Source organism: Bradyrhizobium sp. USDA 372, from assembly GCF_053629095.1.
In genome coordinates, this window is the sequence record NZ_JBRJHR010000001.1 from 5,382,980 (window position 1) to 5,401,482 (window position 18,503).

The 18,503-nt window shown below is 60.1% G+C and carries 12 protein-coding genes and 2 pseudogenes; 9 read left to right on the forward strand and 5 right to left on the reverse strand.

Annotated features, from left to right (window positions below; all coding sequences use genetic code 11):
- Positions 1-685 precede the first annotated feature (685 nt).
- Positions 686-1,530, reverse strand: a pseudogene (locus tag AB7M16_RS25325) (transposase); the annotation flags it as partial.
- A gap of 83 nt (positions 1,531-1,613) precedes the next feature.
- Here AB7M16_RS25325 and AB7M16_RS25330 point away from each other — a divergent pair.
- A complete protein-coding gene (locus AB7M16_RS25330) occupies positions 1,614-2,396 on the forward strand; it encodes a hypothetical protein (protein ID WP_124163930.1) in 783 nt (260 codons plus the stop codon).
- 287 nt (positions 2,397-2,683) lie between these two features.
- Here AB7M16_RS25330 and AB7M16_RS25335 read toward each other — a convergent pair whose 3' ends face one another.
- From AB7M16_RS25335 to AB7M16_RS25345, 3 genes are all read right to left on the reverse strand, one after another.
- The gene (locus AB7M16_RS25335) at positions 2,684-3,967 is read right to left on the reverse strand and encodes a cystathionine gamma-synthase family protein (protein WP_124163931.1); all 1,284 of its coding nucleotides are present in this window, start codon (positions 3,965-3,967) and stop codon (positions 2,684-2,686) included.
- A 397-nt stretch (positions 3,968-4,364) separates the two neighbouring features.
- A complete protein-coding gene (locus AB7M16_RS25340; RefSeq protein WP_245454689.1) occupies positions 4,365-5,081 on the reverse strand; it encodes an NEL domain-containing protein in 717 nt (238 codons plus the stop codon).
- Positions 5,082-5,341: 260 nt separating this feature from the next.
- Positions 5,342-5,974, reverse strand: a complete 633-nt coding sequence (locus AB7M16_RS25345; protein WP_050996259.1) for a hypothetical protein — start codon at positions 5,972-5,974, stop codon at positions 5,342-5,344.
- A gap of 664 nt (positions 5,975-6,638) precedes the next feature.
- Here AB7M16_RS25345 and AB7M16_RS25350 point away from each other — a divergent pair.
- The 3 genes from AB7M16_RS25350 (at position 6,639) to AB7M16_RS25360 (ending at position 8,971) form a co-directional block, all read left to right on the forward strand.
- Positions 6,639-7,202 carry a hypothetical protein gene (locus tag AB7M16_RS25350; protein WP_158671273.1) on the forward strand — a complete coding sequence of 188 codons (564 nt, stop codon included), beginning with the start codon at positions 6,639-6,641 and terminating at the stop codon, positions 7,200-7,202.
- 701 nt (positions 7,203-7,903) lie between these two features.
- Positions 7,904-8,134 carry a hypothetical protein gene (locus AB7M16_RS25355; RefSeq protein ID WP_453945435.1) on the forward strand — a complete coding sequence of 77 codons (231 nt, stop codon included), beginning with the start codon at positions 7,904-7,906 and terminating at the stop codon, positions 8,132-8,134.
- A gap of 666 nt (positions 8,135-8,800) precedes the next feature.
- Complete coding sequence (locus tag AB7M16_RS25360; RefSeq protein WP_453945436.1) at positions 8,801-8,971, forward strand: hypothetical protein; 171 nt, start codon at positions 8,801-8,803, stop codon at positions 8,969-8,971.
- Between the two features lie 998 nt (positions 8,972-9,969).
- Here AB7M16_RS25360 and AB7M16_RS25365 read toward each other — a convergent pair.
- On the reverse strand, positions 9,970-10,041 hold the full coding sequence (locus AB7M16_RS25365) for a DUF3606 domain-containing protein (RefSeq protein ID WP_074448345.1): 72 nt from the start codon (positions 10,039-10,041) through the stop codon (positions 9,970-9,972).
- A gap of 956 nt (positions 10,042-10,997) precedes the next feature.
- Between AB7M16_RS25365 and AB7M16_RS25370 the strand changes: the two are divergent.
- From AB7M16_RS25370 to AB7M16_RS25390, 5 genes and pseudogenes are all read left to right on the forward strand, one after another.
- Positions 10,998-11,159, forward strand: a pseudogene (locus AB7M16_RS25370) (helix-turn-helix domain-containing protein); the annotation flags it as partial.
- Positions 11,160-12,611: 1,452 nt separating this feature from the next.
- Positions 12,612-12,782, forward strand: a complete 171-nt coding sequence (locus AB7M16_RS25375; RefSeq protein WP_158626816.1) for a hypothetical protein — start codon at positions 12,612-12,614, stop codon at positions 12,780-12,782.
- On the forward strand, positions 12,772-14,841 hold the full coding sequence (locus tag AB7M16_RS25380) for a recombinase family protein (protein ID WP_260374218.1): 2,070 nt from the start codon (positions 12,772-12,774) through the stop codon (positions 14,839-14,841). Before AB7M16_RS25375 ends, AB7M16_RS25380 begins: the two co-directional genes overlap by 11 nt.
- A gap of 80 nt (positions 14,842-14,921) precedes the next feature.
- On the forward strand, positions 14,922-15,167 hold the full coding sequence (locus AB7M16_RS25385) for a hypothetical protein (RefSeq protein ID WP_124163913.1): 246 nt from the start codon (positions 14,922-14,924) through the stop codon (positions 15,165-15,167).
- A gap of 1,031 nt (positions 15,168-16,198) precedes the next feature.
- Positions 16,199-18,325 carry a prolyl oligopeptidase family serine peptidase gene (locus AB7M16_RS25390; RefSeq protein WP_124163914.1) on the forward strand — a complete coding sequence of 709 codons (2,127 nt, stop codon included), beginning with the start codon at positions 16,199-16,201 and terminating at the stop codon, positions 18,323-18,325.
- Positions 18,326-18,503: the final 178 nt, after the last annotated feature.

Here is an 18,503-nt window from a genome sequence, read left to right on the forward strand (position 1 = left end):
AAAAATTCACCGCCAGATGGATCATCCTTCCGGCGACCGCGATCGGATCGTTGATATCTAGGAGGACGGCGTTCTCATCATCTGGTTCATCTGGTGCCATCGCGCGGCCCAACCTGCGCACCAACCCAAAATTCAGCGAGTTGCGCGTTGAGGTCGTCGCAGATCTCTATCGGGCCGATCGGATCAACATCGCCCATTTTCGAGAGACCAAGATACTGAGGAGGATCGCCACCTCCACAGACCACTTCCATGGAAGGTGGCGGCGATCCCGATCGTCTCCGTATCCTTTCGGTGGCATCGACTACCGGAAGAAATACGCCGAGGGCCTCTGTCCCGAGGAGTCTCGCATCCACCGCCCGACCGAGCTGAGATGGATCGAGCGTGCCATCGGGCCGCGCCGCTAAACGCCCTTGGCGCAAGGCATATCTGACCGCACCTTCACTGCAGCCCTCCGCCCCTGCGAATTCCCTTCGGCTCAATCCCATCTTCCGGTTTTCTCCATGTCTGCGTAATTGCGCGGGTGCGTAAAGAGTTTCAGAGTCTGTCGCTAGAGAGCTCGAGCGCTTCGTTTCCCCGCACTGCGCCGGTGTTAGGGAGGACCGGGTAAAGTGACCCTCGGAACTGTTGCGGGGGGATGTCCCGATCAATGTTGAACTACGTCGGGCCGGCATTTCCGAAACGACTGTTATGCGGCCCTCGTGACGTGGGCAACGGGCTTGATCGTCATGCGATCGTGGTGAGTTTGAAGGGCTGCACCCAGAATCGCCAATTGCTTACGTGCCTTCAATCGTCGGAAGCCCTTGTTGGCCTCGATCATGCCGGCCGCGACCCATCCTAAGGCCATACCGGCACCCCGCCAGCGTTTGACGTTGCGCGTGACGCGGCGAATGGTGCCCATCATGTTCTCGGCGATGGACGAAGCTCCTTCGGCAGCTTCAACCGGACGACGGTCAGGATTTCGTCGAGGCCTTCGATGATGCTCGCCGCGACGCTGGGCCATTGCTGGTCGCGACGACGCGCGAGATTGCGGATCACTTTTTCAGCCTGCGGCGTCATCGACCTCCAAGGCTTGGCGCAGCACCCGACGGGTGGCCGCATGATGCTGTTTCGGGAGGCGTTCCATGATGTTGCGCGCCTTGTGAATCTGGCAGCGCTGGATCGGGGCGGCCGAACCAAAGGTGGTTGCGGATCGCCTTCGACAACGCCTTCGCGCCATCGACGATGAGATGAACAGCCTTAGCACTGTCGGGGCGAGCCCGCGCAGACTAAATTGTCCAGCAGGGCCTGAACCGTTGCCGCATTCTCGGTCGACCCTTCCACCAGCGCCAGCGGATGCTTGTTGCGTTCGCCGTCAACCCTGATCGCGGCGACCAGCACGAGATCGTCGCCGAGATGCAGCCCATCGATTTGGACCACCAGAAGGTCGAGCGCGGACAGATCGGCAGCCATGAAGTCGGCCAGCCGCGCCGCCGACAGCGCGACGAACCTCCGCGAGGCCGCCGATTTCGAAATCCCCGATCCGGGTGGTGCTGATCTGAGGCCGGCAAACTGGACCATTTTTGGCTAGAGAGTTCTCGCTGCCGAATCCCCTCGGCTGGGAGGAGCGGATACCGATGAAGGCCTCAAAATTTTCGGACCCCGGGGCGGCTCCGGAGCTGCGGGATATCGGAGCGATCGTTGGCGCCGACTGGCGCCACGGCTCCAGGGCGGCTTCGGACGTGTTGATCGACGTGTTGAGCAATATCAATCTGCTGTCAAACCAGTTCGGGCCAAGTCAGTTTGCGATCAATGGGGAGCGCTATTCCGCGACTGTCGGGCCGGAAGGCCCCATGGATGTTCGCCTGATCCATCACCCGCGCGCTGGCGGGATAAACGAAGCTGGTCCATCCCAGCCCCTCTATCGCCCCCCGCAGATCGTCAGGGCCGCGCCCCCCGACGAAGGTACAGTCGATCTTAGCTACTTGATTCGGGGCCGATGGGCGCACCGGGAGCGATTCCTGCCCGATTACCTTGTCCGCGCCCTCGAAGGCCCGCGCCTCATGCCCGAAGTCGGGCGCCCGACCTATTTCGAGATCCGTGGAGTGCCTTGCAGGGGCGAGTTGGTGGAAAGCGAGGGACGCCAGCGCGTTCGGGCCTTCCGAATGCTCGCTGAAGAACACGTCCTTCTCGACGACTTCGCAGCCGTTCAGAGGCTCGGGGTTGTTCCCCAGGGCACAATGATTACTCAGGGGCGCCGCATGGCTCCAGGCAAACAACAGGCCGTCAACTTGGAGGAGTCGGTGCCGGCGCCCCAGGTCTGGGGCGCCGAGACTTGGCTCCTCATCCCGACGACGCTACATATCGACGCCTTGGCCAACCAAGAACTGGCAAGGACCCCTGGCGTGAGTCGAGGCTGAACTGCTTCAACTAGATGCAAAGCAGGAGCACGGTGATCGCGGTTCGGGCACGGGATCGAGCGGCAATTGCGAGTTTGATTTCGTTCGTTGGCCCACCGGTCGTGCCGTCTCCGAATGGTTCGAAATCGAGTGAGATTGACGGCCTGCCGGCGATTCCCTGCTAAACGCATCCCAGCAAGGGCTATTACGTCTGGCTCGTGCGGCAGCTCCCTTGCGCGCAGAGCAATGAGGCCGCCGCGGCGATCATGTCAGCGTGCCGCGCGTCCAATCCGCTTTGATTCCCTCGCTCAAGCCGCGTTCAGCGCCTGCGTGAGGTCCGCGATCAGATCCGACGGGTTCTCGATCCCGATCGACAGCCGGATGGTGGAATCTAGCACGCCGATCTTTTGGCGAATGTCGGCGGGAACACCGGAATGGGTCATCGTCGCCGGCAGGCTTGCGAGCGATTCCGTGCCGCCAAGGCTCACCGCCAGCTTGAGGATCTGCAGCGCGTTGAGGAATTTCACCGCCGCCTCCTTGCCGCCGACGATGTCGAACGAGAACGTCGAGCCCGCACCCAGGCATTGCCGCGCGAACACACGGCCGGACAGCGAGCCCTGCTCGTGGTGACCGAGGTAGTGCACCCTGGCGACCTTCGGGTGGTCGCGCAGGAAGTCCGCCACGAGCCGCGCATTCGCATCGGCCTTCTCCATCCGCAGGCTGAGCGTCTCGAGCGAACGGTTGATCATCCAGCAGGAATGCGGATCGAGCTGGGTGCCGATGGCGCCGCGCAGCGCCTTGATACCTTTCATGATCGCCTTCGATCCGAGCGCAGCGCCCGCGATCAGGTCGGAATGGCCGCCGACATATTTGGTCAGCGAATACAGCGACAGATCCGCGCCGTGCTCGATCGGTCGCTGAAACACCGGCCCGAGCAGCGTGTTGTCGCAGGCAATGACCGGCGTGTGTCCCTGAGCCTTGCCGATGGCTTCGGCGGTGCGGCGGATCATTGCGACGTCGACGAGGCCGTTGGTCGGATTGGCGGGCGTCTCGATCAGGATCATCGAAACCCGCCCCTTGCCCATGGCCTCCTCCGAGGCCTGCTTGACTGCCGTCTCGTCGATTCCGCTGGCAAAGCCGACGGCACCGATCGACAGACGCGCAAGCGTGTTCGTCAGCAGGGTCTCCGTCCCGCCATAGAGCGGCTGCGAGTGCAGGATGACATCGCCGGGGCGGACGAGGGCCAGGATCGTGGTTGCGATGGCCGCCATGCCAGATGAGAACAGCGCGCAACTCTCGGTGCGCTCGTAGATCGCGAGCCTGTCCTCGACGATCTCGCTGTTGGGATGATTGAAGCGCGAATAGACCAGGCCCGCGCCCATGCCCTCCGGCGGCTCGCGCCGGCCGGCGACGTAGTCGAAGAAGTCCTGGCCGTCTTCGGCGGTCTTGAACACGAAGGTCGAGGTCAGGAACACCGGCGGCTTGATGGCGCCCTCCGACAATTGCGGATCATAGCCATAGGTCAGCATCAGGGTTTCCGGATGCAGCAGATGATTGCCGATATGGGTCTTGGACTGGAACGGTTTTACCATGGCTGCCTCGCTGTTCTGATGCTTACCCGCGTTGCGGGCCGAATCGGTGGTACACGGCGGTGGTCACAGAATCGAGCCCGGCCTTTTTGGGCTCCCTGTTTTACGGCGGTCTTCGCGCAGTTGCGGCATCGGGGAAGGGAGTCCGACTCTCGCCGCTACGTGCACGCATTTTAGCAGCTGACCTGAGCAATGCGCCGGCGTCTAGGCCGGCGCTCCGCAGCCCTGACGTACAGCGCTATGCCTCGTGCGAACTAACAAAGGCTGCTTCACAGCCGGAGGCCGTGATCATTGAGCACCCTATCCCTTAGAGCGCCCTTGATCTCGCGGGCAATTTCCTTACGGACCTCGGCACCTAATTCTCGCTTGGCATCCTCGACGAGATCAGAATCAGTTCCACTCAAGTCTCTGTCGGCGAGCTGTTGCTCCAGTCTGTTGTCGAACTCTTCGCCCATTGCATCAATGAGTTGGTCCTGCATCGCAGCATGGGCGTCAGGGCGATGCGAGAAACCACATCGTCCCAAGGTTGCCAGTCCGTCGCCAAATAGTCAGCAAATTCCGCCGCCTCCTTACTCCGCACGGTTATCTCTGCACTGTCAACGTCAGCGTCGGTGACGCCGGAAACTTCAAAGAAGCGCATATTCGGCGCGACGTGCTGCAGTCCCAGCCGCTCGCGTAGCTTGTTCTGATAAGCAACATAGACCTCGATGGCATCGATGTTTTCGGCTCTGCCGACGGAGCCGAGCGAGTGAGCCTTCTCGCGCGCGGTCCCTTCCAGAGCATCCACGCGGAACATGACGCGCCCCAGATCGATGAGATCGGGAGGCCGCGCCCTATCGTCATAGACGCCGTTCTCCACGTCTGCGATGAGACGTGCTGTTTGCATACCGTTCCAAGTCAACGTTCTGCGATCCTCGCAGGTCTGGTTGGCATCGGCGGCCAGTTGAAAATACTGCGCACGCAATTGCGGGTTCTTCGCCGCCTCGCGTAGATCATTCGCCACCGACTGCTGGAATTCCTGATTGTCAGAGTTGACGGACTCGAACAGCTTGCCGAGGAAAAGCGCGTACTCTTCAGCGCCCGGCTCCTCTGCAGAGGTCCGCCAAGCGGCCAGCACCTCCGGATCGCCGTCTTTTGGATTGCCCCTGAGCCAGTCTGCGACGGCTTCGGTGAGAGTATGGTCCTGTTCATCGAGGATAGTGCACTCACGTGGTTGCCCGGAAGTATGACGGATGGACCGGTATAGTCCGCGGCATTACGGCTGTATGCAGCTTCGTCAGCACCTGATCCGGCAGCGGATTTCCAGACAGATCTACGTTGGCATCAGCGCCCAACTGCGTCAGTAGGTTCTCGGGTAGGCTGGTTAGCTGGTTATAGTCAGCTAGGAGGAATTCGAGCCCGGGTGGGAGCGCCTCGGGTAACCTGGTTAGCGGTTGCCACTAACGCGGAGCCTCTCGAGCGTGGCAGGGAGGACCTCCGGCAGATTCTGCAACTGATTGTGGCTGACATCGAGAAACTGAAGCGCGGGAGGATGGCGTCAGGCAGGTTCGCTAGCCGGTTGTTGCTCGCGTCGAGATAAGCGAGCACGGCCGGAAGGGTGGGCAAGTTGGTCAGCTGGTTGTGACCGACGTTGAGCGACTCGAGGGTGGCGGGCAGGGTATGGGGCAGCCTGGTTAGCCGATTGAAGGGAACGTCGATCCGCCTGAGATCGGTCGAAAATCTGGGCAAACTGGTCAGGGACAACGATTCGAGATCGAGATGTTGATTGAACTCAGAAAGATTTAATCGCGTTAGGGCTTCTTCTCGATCCTCGAGCGGGCCCACGTCCCGTTCGGCAGCCCAATTTTCAACCGTCTGGTCTTGGTCATCCTCCGCATGAGCTGAATCTGCCACGTCATAGCCTGTCAGCACTCCGTCCCACTGCGCCCCGGCCTCGTTTTCCTGCCCCTCTTGTTCGTTCGAAGAGATCCCATCGCCGCGCAGAATCGGTCCTGCCTCAAAAGGATCCATTCCATACTCCCTTGCCAGGACTGAGTAGACTCAGTCCACTACGATACGTTGTAACCTCTGAAGCACTTACCTGTCTGTAAGCTGACGACGAAGCTGTCGCCAGGTGGCGACTATCGGAGTAAGCATCCGGTGAGGCTTTCAATTACCCACATCTTCGGGGTGCCCCGATAGCGATGCCGACGGCGACATCTTGCAACTTGGTCCTCGCCAAACGACGATGTTTCCTGGAGGAGGATCACGTGTGCGGGCGAGATAGCCGCCGAGCACGGCGATCTGCAAAAGGTAAGTTGCGAGCGTTCGGCGAAGGATGCGCGGTTTGGAACGCGCCGCATCGATGCGGTCGAGTGCTTCAATGTCCGCCGGGCATAGGACAGTCTCGGGTCTCGCATCCGGTTGAGCGCGGGCGGACATAGTGATCCAAAAAATGCGCCAGCTGACAACCGTAGCGAGAGCGAGAAGCGTTACCAGCCGCTCGGCCGTCTGCAATCTCGCGTCCTCAGCGCGGCAACCAAGATTTCATGATCTTGTGGAACACCTCGACCTTGCAGCGCGAGGCGTACCAGTCGAGCTTCTCGACGGCGGCTGCTAAGTCGTCGACAGGCAAATTGGTTACGAGCTTCCAGTCGATCGGGTCACGATTCGACGGTGGGTCGACCACCAAGGCATGAATATAGACGAGCGTTTGCGGCGGTTAGCGCTTTTGCTTGCTGATTGGCGGCAATGTTTTCCCCGAGGCGAATTTGATCTGCAAGAAAGCAGTTTCGCCATCTTCACCGCCAATTCGCGACCCGGTGGCGGCCGGACCAAGGGACCGCGGCAAGTTGAGCGAACACGCGATGGGCCGCATTCGTCGGCGAGGCCTCCGACGCTGGTTCAGCCAGCCGATTGGCCTGAACGCGCACAAGAAACCGCGCCCGAGATCCTGCGCCAGGGAAAAGAGTTCGTAGATATCGCTTTCGCGATCGCCAATGTGCACACAGCGCTCGGGCGAGCCCAGAAGCGCGATGGACTGACGCAAATTCTCGAGCCAGCGATAACTTTCCTTGTCTCGATCGGCACGCGCGTTTGGTTCACGAGCCGCCTGAGCGCAGCTGTTGCTTTGAACTTGCTGCGGGTCCAAAACTTTACCGCGGACAGGCCGAGTCGAGTTCCGCTGGTGGTGACGACCAGACTCGAATGCGTCAACACGCCGCACAAGGTGTGGGTGGTGGGTTGTCCGGCCTTATAGCGCCCAGCATTGATGGTCTTTGTGTAGCCGATGTTGCCGGGCGACTGTAGATGAACTCGGTCGTATCCTGCAGGATCAGGACAGGCCCTTCGCGGGCTTTGAACGCGCTGCAGTCGCAGCGAAATGTCCCGCCATCACGCCGTGTTCGGTGACGCGCGGATTGTCGAAAAATCTATAGAGTGCTGCGTCCTGATGCTATCCTGAGGCCGGACATCGGTCGGCTGCCTTCAGCCGATACGGGCATTCAGTCTCAGGGCTTGCAGGACTCCATCATTGCGGGCTCAACGCGGCCCTCCCAGGGATGAGGCCACGGCAAGAAGTCCACGGGACTGTGAGCGGCGAGGCTGAGATGCATCAGAACATCACGGTCACCGTCGAGCCGTCCGCATACCTCCAAGCCGTTGTGGCTCGGGCCGAAGCGGCTTCACGCGTTCAACTCAACGGCCAGCTCGGCACGGGAATGCAGGGACTTGGCGACAATTCGGTTAAGTCCACACAAGGGCCGCCCACAGGATCACAAGAATGACGATGCTATTCCCACAAACGTGGCGCGCAGGCCTCCAGCGTGTCAGCGCAGCCATTGACGACAATATGGGCGAACCCGTTCTGGTTATGCTGGGAGGCCTAACTTTCCCGGAGAGCCTCAGCCTGACAGAGCTGCGAGGGTTATCGCAGTATTCATTGCGAAGCCCGAGACTGTGGTGATGGGCGATAAAAAGGTGCATTCGCGCGGCCATTCGCTGAGCCCGCTCATAACCACAAGCGTCCCCATCTTCACTTTCGATCACAAGGCGCTGCCGTGGCCGTTGCTGCAAAGCTATCGCATCACGCTCATTCGCACCGGTGAAGCCTTCGAGGTAACAGACATCAAGTCTGACAGCGTTGCGCGTATCGAAGTCAAGGTCGTTCGGCTCGGCAGGAGCGTAGAGTGAGCAGTGTAGTCAAACTGCAATTCGCGCCTCGCACTGCGGCCGTCGAGACTGACACTCCCGATGTCCTCGCGCATGCACTCGCGAAGTTGAGGAAATGTGGCAATCAACGTCCTGCGCTTGACGGATGAGCTGCCCGAAGTCGGGTTGCCATTCCTGGCTTGGCGGCTGACGCAGGACATTCCGGCTCGCGCCATTAGGGGGCGTGATGAAATGCTGCGGCGAGCCGATGCTTGAGCGAGCGCTCGGCCTTCACAGATTGTGGCAACTGAAGCAGAGATACGGTGAGATCAGCGCACCGTTCGCGCCGCTCTGATCGTTCTCCGAGACTGACAGGCTGAGCGCCGCGCAGTCTTGGCATCCAGGCTGAGGGTCGCAACGTCGTTAGTTTTGTAAGGAATGTCAGCTTACAAAATGCGAGAAAAATCAGTGTTATATTGGATTGGTGTTGGCAGAAAAGGTTTCAGAACCCCTTTTGGAGGCGCCCAAAGCGCCGAACGTTCGAATGGCGCTGTTTTTGTGTCCGGATTTCCGTTCGACGTTCCGCATGGCGGGAGGGCAGCGATATAAGGCTTAGCTCGCCTGTCCTCTACAGGTTCTGAACCTCCCGCCGCCACGGAGGCTTCATCCAGTGTCTGCGGCGTTTCAGAAGCCTGTAGGGGAATAAAAATGGAAGCCATCCGCAACGTCTCGAATTCGAAGATCGTCTCCGACACCGCAAGCGATGCCGCTATCGTCACGCGCATCAGGCTTGATCGCGGCCCGGTAAGTGGCGCTTGGTACGAAAGTCGCTCTCGCCTGATGCGCAAACCGAACGGCAAGCTCTATTTGGTCGAATAGATGGAGCCTGGAGGGCGTGAAGTCGTAACGCCGATCAGCCGTAAGCGTGCAATAGATCGGCTGAGCGCCGATCCGGCCCGTCGTCGTGGTGCGGCTGCCGCTGATCGTAAGCGGGCCGAACGGCTTTTGTCTGCGGCCTGAACGTCTACGGCAAGCGGCCCACACGGGCCGCTTTTCATTTGTAGATTTTTCCGCGCGGGTCCTTGTCAGCTTTTGGAAAGCTAGCCCGAATACTCAGCCATTGAGCTTAGCGGCGCTTGGCAGGGACAGCGCCTCCCCGGTGTACGCGAGGGGGCTAGAGCGCCGAGTCACGTCACCGCTAATCTCAATCGCAGCGCGGGCGCGGTAGGGACAACGCCCGATTCTTATCCTGACCTGGCGCCGAGCCGCGCCCGCGTTGCTTCCGGTCACTGAGACTGATCGCCCAAGCGCCTGGCAGCAACCGGTTCTGGTAGTTGCGCCATGGGCCTTCCGGACGATACTTTCCGCCGTCAGCTTCTGCCGCTTGAGGCTGGCCATGCTGAAGTTGGCGGGGCGTGCTAGGGACAGCGCTCTACCTCCAACGCTTCGGGGCGCCGTCACGTTGCCGCTAACTTCTACCATAGGTCCAAATGGACGGTGATCATCAGCGTGACAAACCTTCGCCCGCAGAGCTGAGACGTTCGGAGCGGATACTACGAGCCGATCAGATCGCACCTCGGGGCCTCACTAAGGCCAGTGCGGCAGCCTATTGTGGCTGCTCCAAGGACGCGTTCAACACGTGGGTTAAGAAGGGCTTGGTGCCGGAGGCTATCCCCGGCACTCAGCGTTGGGATCGCAAGGCGATTGACTGGTATCTGGACCGGGCTTCCGGTCTGCCTACCGGGGAGGCCGCATCGAGCGATCCCCTCGCAGAATGGCTGGTTTCAGAACGGAAGGCTGGCAGATAGGATTGTGCGGTGCGCGTGCATGCTGATGCCGACACCAAACCGCCCTTCGAGGGCGGCGCTATTTCTCGCTCAGGTACTCTTGACCTTGGCCACCGAAGGCCCCACAGCGCGAACTGCGCCTGCTAGTTGTTGGCCGGTCACCTTTGCCGCGACTGATCAGAGCGGGACGGCAAAGCCGCTGATGGCATCTAGGCGCGATGCCGTGAATCCGAAGTAGCCAGGGTCGCAGCCGTTCCGAGGATTAGATTACAATCCGAGTTCAACCTTAACGCTACGTTGCTACAGCGCGGCCGCAAGGATTCACACAGGTGCGGCAGCGCTATTTAAATTGCTTTGACTGACGTTTTGGTGGCGGGGAGGAACTCGCCCTCCGTGCCTAAGTTCTATGATTCCCCCGTTCGCCTCTGATCGGCTCATCGCCTCATGCGCTTCCATCAGAAACGAGAGCTCATCATTCGAGCAGACCTGGACATGAAGCATTTCGGCAGGCGACGGCCGCGCGCATTGATGACCTGCGGTGGGCCGAACGGCTTGTGGTTGATACTGCATGCCTAAATCCCGTAAGCCGACCTAGATTGCCACCAATGTCACTGCTCATATCGCTTCGGCGTGATGCCGCTCAATGACCAGCATTGGTAGTTTATCGGGACCGCAAAGGCTTGCATGATCGCGATAGGAGGCACGCCGAACGCAAAGCTTTCGCTATGGGTTGATTGGCCTCGCGCCTAAGGCTGGAAGAAGGGTTTTGTATGCAAATGAATGACCTTCCGTTCGCGAGCCTGGTGCTGCGGCCCCCAGCGAGAATTGCCCCCCACTCCTCGGCGGGGGAGGAGCCCTTAGTGATATCCGGCTCACATAGAGTTTGACGCAAATATCGAACAGCCACGATTGTCGCAATGCTGCTGTCAGGTTGACGACATACGTCGCAAGCCTGTCGACAGGGCTGCGGTGGGATGGCAGGATCCGCGCGAATGGCGCGGCAATCGCCGAAGAATTTGTCCTGCCTCGCCGACAGTTTGCTGGCGCCACTGAGTGGTATGGCATTTGCTGATGCTTTCCTGTTCTCTGGACTACAGGAGAAATTCATGGCGGATAGGCAAGAGGTTGTGCTGTCGGAACGGGAAAGACAGTGTTTGCGATGGGTCGAGGAAGGGAAGTCATCCTGGGAGATCGGGGTCATCCTGAACGTGAGCCTGAATACCGTCAACTTTCATCTCAAGAATGCGATGCGAAAGCTGGAAACATCCACCCGGACTTAGTGCGTCGTCAAAGCGCGACGTCAGGGTATTATCTAAGGTAACGGCATCGGTGCCGTTGCCCCTAATGCAGATATGGCGAAGTGTAAGGCGCGACTTTGGGTTGCTCCGGCGGAATGCGAAGCAAATTACGCGCCCGCAGCTGAAGGGCGTGCTTCTATTTCGTCGCCGATCGTCACGGGGCGCCGTGGACCACCAGGCGAGGTGAGATCGCGGCGCAGAACGCTCTTGAAAGCTCGAGGATCTGTCGGATCCCTGTGTTAACGTTCTGATCGATCCATCCCCGTGCTGCGGACGCGGCGGTCGGATGCGTGTCCCAAATTGGGAGGCGATCGTAGCGGTTTAGGTACTAAAGTCGTTGTCAGCGGAAAGGCGGTGTAGACGGCCTAGGCCGGGCACGAAGACGGCAATGACAGTCCGTGAACCCATTTTCGAAAGCGTGCTGCTGTTAGACGTTGCCCCATACTCTAGCGCTCTGCGCGCTACCAAGTGCGGGCAATCCTCACGAAGCGTAGCTGGCTCTATGAGCGACCTCTTCGCTGACCTCCGATGCGAATGTTGGGGTCTTCTGATGATGTAGCGGATTCGAGATAAGCTAAACATGTTTGCGGCGGAAGCCGCGATCCGGATGTCTGGAAAGGTAGGCGACTCCGAAGTCAAGCTGACTGAGTTGGACCACGACCAGAGGGCGCCATCAATGATGTGCAAAGTTGCAGTATCGTCGGGCCTCGAGGAGGAGGCGAGGCGTGCAACGCGACTACAAATCGTTGCGCGATGTAGAGCTCATCTGCATTCTCCGCGAGGTGGGTACGACAGGTGCGGAGCCATTAACGACGCACGCTCCTGCCAAGCTGGTCAAACATTCGAGTTGCAATTTCGTTCGATCGCATAGTGGGGAGCCGCCCGCATTGTTCGTGCCGCGGGCAGAGTATCAAGCCGACCACATCGGAGTATCCTCATCACGGTATGAATAGGGGCATGTAATCGAACCGCATCGTACAACAAGACTCAAGAACGCCCACAAAACCGTTTTTCGCGAGGTTCTTTATCGATTTCATCCCTGGTTTGGTCGCCGAGTTTGCGTTCATGGAACGGTCGGGAAGGCTGATGATGTCACTTTCCGCTGCTCTCTGGATGGATCGCAAGCGGATCGATGGTTGGAGGTTCCAGCATGGATGTTCGATCGGGCAGCATGCCCTGACGCCGAGCTTTTGGCAGCTCAGCCGTTTGTCAGCATCGATGCACTTGCGGCGCTCTCTGCGCTTCTCGATCTGGCGTTGAAGGGTCGAACGTCATCAGCTGCCCTGCTTTCTGGCGCATCCAGAGTCTCTCACGACCAGAATCGGGGAGCGACTCATGTCACGCCAGACGGCAATGCCAGGGAGCGGATACCGACACAATCGACAACCGCGGCCGCAGCCGCAGCCGCAGCCGCGGCCGCGGCCGCAGCCGCAGATGGATCTGTTCGGGAGTGGCCTGTCAAACGGCGCCATCGGCGCGCCCGCATGGCTGGAGTTGCCGGCGGAAGCCCGGGCGGCCCTCACGAGCCTGATGACGCAGTTGATCCTCGACCATGCTGCGAGGACAGCAACGCTGCCCGCGAAGGAGGTCGATCATGATCTCTGACAAGGTCAGGCCTCATCATCTGGAGCGCAAGGCGATTCTTCACGTGCGTCAATCCTCGGCCCATCAGGTGTTGCACAATCGCGAGAGCAGCGCGCTGCAATACGCCATGCGGGACCGGCTGACGGCTCTCGGGTGGTCAGAGGTTGAAGTGATCGATGATGATCTCGGTCGTTCAGCCGCCGGCGGCATACAACGCGCTGGTTTTGAGCGGATGGTAGCGGAGGTTTGCCTTGGCAAGGTTGGTGCGGTTTGCGCCCGCGAGGTCTCGCGCTTCGCCCGCAACAGCCGGGATTGGCAGCAACTCATCGAGATGTGCCGCGTGGTCGACACCGTTCTGGTCGATCAAGAGACCATCTATGCGCCAAGACACGGCAACGACCGCCTGCTGCTCGGGCTCAAGGGCAGCCTCAACGAGTACGAGCTGGATCTGTTGCGCCAGCGCTCGCTCTCGGCACGCTACGAGAAGGCGCGCCGGGGCGAGTTGGTTGTGACAGCGCCCGTCGGCTTCGTGAAGGCCGGCGATCGTTATGAGAAAGACCCGGATCGGCGTGTCCAGGAGGCGATCAAGCTGGTGTTCGACAAGGTCGAGGAACTGGGAAGCGCGCGTCAGGCGCTCTGCTGGCTCCACGAGTACAATCTCGATCTTCCGGTGAAGCAGACCAACGGCGACACGGCCTGGCGGCGACCAAACTACTCTGCCATCCACCGGATCATTGAGAACCCGGTCTACGGCGGCGCCTATGCCTATGGTAAGACAGCTGTGGCGGCGGGATATGGCACCGCGGGCGTGCGCGTGAAGATCCGCCGCAAGGCGCGGAACGAATGGCTGACGCTGAAGCCCAACACTCACGAAGGGTATGTGAGCTGGGAGAAGTTCGAGGCGATTCGCACCATGGTCAGCAGCAATGTTCCCACCAGTCGGCATCACGGCGCGCCCAAGCATGGTGACGCGTTGCTGGCCGGTCTGATCCGCTGCAAGCGCTGCGGTCGTAAGCTCACACTCCGCTACTCCGGCATGGAAAACCATATCCCGCGCTACAGCTGCAGCCGTGCCTGGATGGATAATGGCGGGGCCCACTGCATCGCCTTCGGCGGACTGCGCGTCGATGACGCCATCGAGGAATCGCTGCTTGGAGTCGTCGGTCCGGGCGCTGTCGCCGCCGCAACCGCTGCCGCCAAGGGAGCCAGGGAGCGGCGCGATCAGGTACGCGATGCTCTCAGTCGCGACCTCGAAGCGGCGCGCTATGCCGCCGACAGGGCTTTCCGGCAATACGATGCCGCTGATCCCGCGAACCGGCTGGTGGCCAGTGAGCTGGAAGCGCGCTGGAACAGGGCGCTCGCTCACGCGGCGGAGGTTGAGGCCAAGATCGCCATGCATGATGTGGCGACGCCCGCACCCCTTGCTGATCCAGCTTCGTTCGGCGTTCTGGCCTCGAACCTCAAAACGGTCTGGGATGCGCGGACGACGGATGCTCGTCTTAAGAAGCGCATTGTGCGCACCCTCATCCATGAGGTCGTGGCCGATATCGACGACGCGGCCTCGGAGATCGTTCTCATCGTTCATTGGGTGGGGGGCGCCCACAGCGAGTTGCGCTTGCCGAAGCGCCGGCGCGGACAGCGCAACAGCACCTCGGCCGATATCGTCCAGGCCGTGCGTCAACTGGTGCTGATCGCCAGCGACGATCTGATTGCCGGCCTCCTCAATCGCAACGGCCTCAAGACCGGCAACGGCAATCGCTGGACCCGCGAGCGCGTCACATCAATGCGCTCGAACTACCACATCCCGGTGTTCAAGCCTGCCGAGGACGGGATCGAGCCATGGCTCAACCTTGGCAACGCCGCAAAGCTCCTGAAGATCGCGCCCAAGACGCTCCGGCTGGCCGCTGAAGCCGGCGAGATCGAATCCATCCATCCTCTTCCGGATGGTCCTTGGATCTTCGCCCGCACCTCGCTGATAACAACTGCTGCTCGATCTATCGCCGAACGAGCGCGACAGAACCCAAAATACCCCGCGGGATCGCATCCCGCTCAACAAAATCTCTTCTCTTCAATCACATAGCCAGATGGGTGTTCTGATGCGCAGTTGTATAACCGCGCAGGGCCACACCTGACAGGGCCAAGGTTGCGGGCCGGGACAGCTTGAAGAAAGATTCTCTTAAGCGAAGTGCAGGTCCTTCCGATGCTGTTGGGTCGGGCGAGGTGGAGGACCGTCTCGATGGTCAACCAGGAGCCCGAGTCCATCATCTCGGTATGGGCTGGACCAACGAGGCTCAAATCCCCTTGTATCAAGATTATGCCTCGGCGCTGACCGCCTATAACGAGATCGATCCCGCTGATGCCGCGTTGAAGGAGGCTGCCCTATGGAGCCGTGATGTCGGCCTTTGACGCTTTAGTGGCCCCACTGAACCATACACAGGACATACTCTGGGATCTGCCAGCGGCGACAGCTTCACGCCATGGTCATCGCGGACAAGAGCTCGGTGCCCGAGAGGACTGACCGAACGAAAAGCATAGCACGGTGGATGACAGACTTCTGTAGCAGGACAGAGGAGCAATCCAGGTCTTTGGCGCTGACGCGGTTCTTGCGCACGGCGCAGGCCTAGGAAATCAAGGCATCATATGAGTGGTCCATCACCAGAATGGGGGCGATACAATCAATTCATGTTCTATGCCTAAACGACGCTGATGCGAGGGGGGGCGGCGCCAGTCGGCGCGCTGGTGCCCGTTGATCGCTCCGCGGCGGAAAGCGGCGCTTGCTCTAGGCCGCAACAGCACCGTCACGGAACAGTTCGCAGCGAGGGTTGCACGAGCCTTGAACCGCCAAGAGGTGTTGCAGCGTAGGCCTCTTGGGCATTTTTACTCTCCTTGTCTCGAGCGCAATTCTCCCGGCAATCAGTTAACGAACCGAGTTATCGGTGTGACTTCGCATGTTGCGCAAGGAAAAAGCTCCTCCAACTAGGCAATGCTTGCAGCCGAGGTGTCGAGATCGCCATGCATACCACCTTGGCATGATGTCGATCTGGCTGCTGATCAATGCGCTGATCGTTGTCCTGATGATGCCCGTCGACAAGTCTGCCCGGTGACGCCAACCAGGAGAACCTCGCATGCGGAGGTAAGCAGCATCGCTGCGTCCCAGTCTTGCCACTGAAGATCGAAAAAAGCTGGCGCTGTCTCACAGGCTGTCCGCCGACAGGCTGTGATGTCCGCTTGGCAACCAATGGCGGCAACGGAACATGGCCGTGCAGCCCCCGAACGGCTGAAACTTGCGACTCCTTAGCCGGCACGCAGCTTGCAGTAAGCGGCGCATGACATAGCGCAAGCCGCGCTATGTCATGCGCTTGCACGGTTTCCGCCGCGTCTGCCTGACGCGCCAGGGCCGGCCAGCGTGGCCCGCCGATCTTATCGAGAAAAAGTCCATGAACACGCCACCACTCTTGTCCGCGGTGTTGCCTTCGATTGCTAGCGCCACGTCCACGGCGCTTTCAAAGGAGCGAACGGATGCGGCGGTGACTGACGACCCATTCCTTTGGCTTGAGGAGATGGAAGGGCCAGGCGCGTTGGCTTGGGCTCGCGGCGAGAACGAGAAGACGCTCGGGGTGCTTCAGTCAGATCCTCGCTATCGGCGCTTCTACGAACAGGCGCTCTCCATCCTGCAGGCCAAAGATCGGATCGCAGATGTTCCATTCGAAGGGGGCGGTTTGGAGCAGTTCTGGCGAGACGAGAATCAGGTGCGCGGCGTCTGGCGGCGCACCACGCGTGAGAGCGATCGTAGCCAACACCCAAAGTGGGAAACCATTCTCGACGTGGACGCCTTAGCTGCCGCCGAAAACAGAAATTGGGTCTTTCAAGGTCGCAGCTGCCTTCCGCCTGAAGAGCGCCGTTGCCTGATTAGTCTTTCCGATGGCGGAAAGGATGCCGTGTCCATACGAGAGTTCGATCGCGCCGCCAAGACCTTCGTCGCGGACGGCTTTCATCTGCCCGAGGGCAAGCAGGACGTCAGCTGGGTCGATGGTGACACCCTCCTTGTTGCACGGGACTGGGGCGAGGGGACTTTGACGCAAGCCGGCTACGCTTTTGTGGTGAAGGAGCTCAAACGTGCTCAGCCGCTCAGTGAGGCTCGCGAGATCTTTCGGGGCGAGCCCACCGACGTTGGGGCGTCCCCCTTCGTGCTTCGTGACAGCGAGGGTCATATTCATGCGACCGGCGCCGCCCGCGCAATCAGCACTTTCGAGTCCGAGTATGTGGTCTTCCGCCCCGATGGGCCCATCAAGCTCAATCTGCCGAAGAAGGCCGAGATCGCCACGCTCGCGTGCGGCCGCCTGCTTGTGAAACTTGATGAGGACTGGATACCGTCCGAGGGCATCCGCTTCACGGCCGGCTCGATGATCTCGTATGACCTCGATGAATGGAAACAGGATCCGTTGCGCGCCAGACCATCGCTCGTCTTTCAGCCTGGGCCCCGGCAGGCACTGAGCGAGTTCACTCACACAAGGAACTTTTTGATTCTGACGATCCTTGAGAACGTTCAGAGTAAAGCGTTCCTCTACAAGTACGATCAGGGAGCTTGGTCGGCGACACCGATCCCGCTGCCGGAAGATACAAATGTCAGCCTGTCAGCCACTTACGATGAAGCCGACCGGGTCATATTCACCGTCTCGAGCTATCTCAGACCAACCTCAGTTTGGTCTTTTTATGCCGAACGCAAAAGCTTGGAGGAATTGAAGAAGGCACCCTCTGCCTTCGATGCGTCGAACCATGTGGTGGAGCAGCTCGAGGCCATTTCGCGTGATGGCACGTCAGTTCCCTATTTTCTGGTGCGGCCCAAAAACGCAAGGTTTGACGGCACGATCCCGACACTTCTCCATGGCTATGGCGGTTTCAAGGAGTCGCAACTGCCCTCTGATCTGGGATCGATGGGGCGGCTATGGCTCGAACAGGGCAATGCCTATGTCGTTGCGAACCTGCGCGGGGGCGGTGAGTTTGGTCCACAATGGCACCAAGCGGCCCAGGCGGCAACGAAGCAGACGACATGGGATGATTTCATTGCCGTTGCCGAGGACCTGATCCGTCGGAAGATCACTAGTCCGCGCCAGCTGGGCGCGATTGGCGGCAGCCAGGGCGGCCTGCTCGTTGGCGCCGCGATCACCCAGCGTCCCGAGCTCTTCAACGCGGCGATCATCGAGGTGCCGCTATTCGACATGCTTCGATACACCAAGCTGGGCGCGGGCGCCTCCTGGATCGGCGAGTACGGTGACCCCGCCATTGCCGAGCAGCGTGCGTGGATCGAAGGCTACTCGCCATACCAGAAGCTGGTGGCGGGCAAGACCTATCCCGCTCCCTTAATTCTTACCTCCACCAAGGACGACCGCACGCATCCAGCGCACGGCCGCAAAGCTGCCGCGAAGCTCGCCGCGCTGGGCCAGCCTTACTTCTATTACGAGAACATCGACGGCGGACATAGCGCCGCGGCCAATCTCATGGAAGATGCGCGTCAACTCGCCCTTGAATACACCTATGCATCGAGGCGGCTTTGTTCTGAGTAAGTTCGGCGGACGGGCTGATCGAAGCCGATAGACTAGAGACCATGGTTATCTCAACTCCTCAGTTTGCTCAGCTGAATTCATGGAACGCAAGGCGAGAGAGCTGATGAGGGTGGGCGGACTCGATGAAGCTCGTCAGATGCGCAAATTACCGGTCTGAACAGCCTCGACCGCTGTCGAG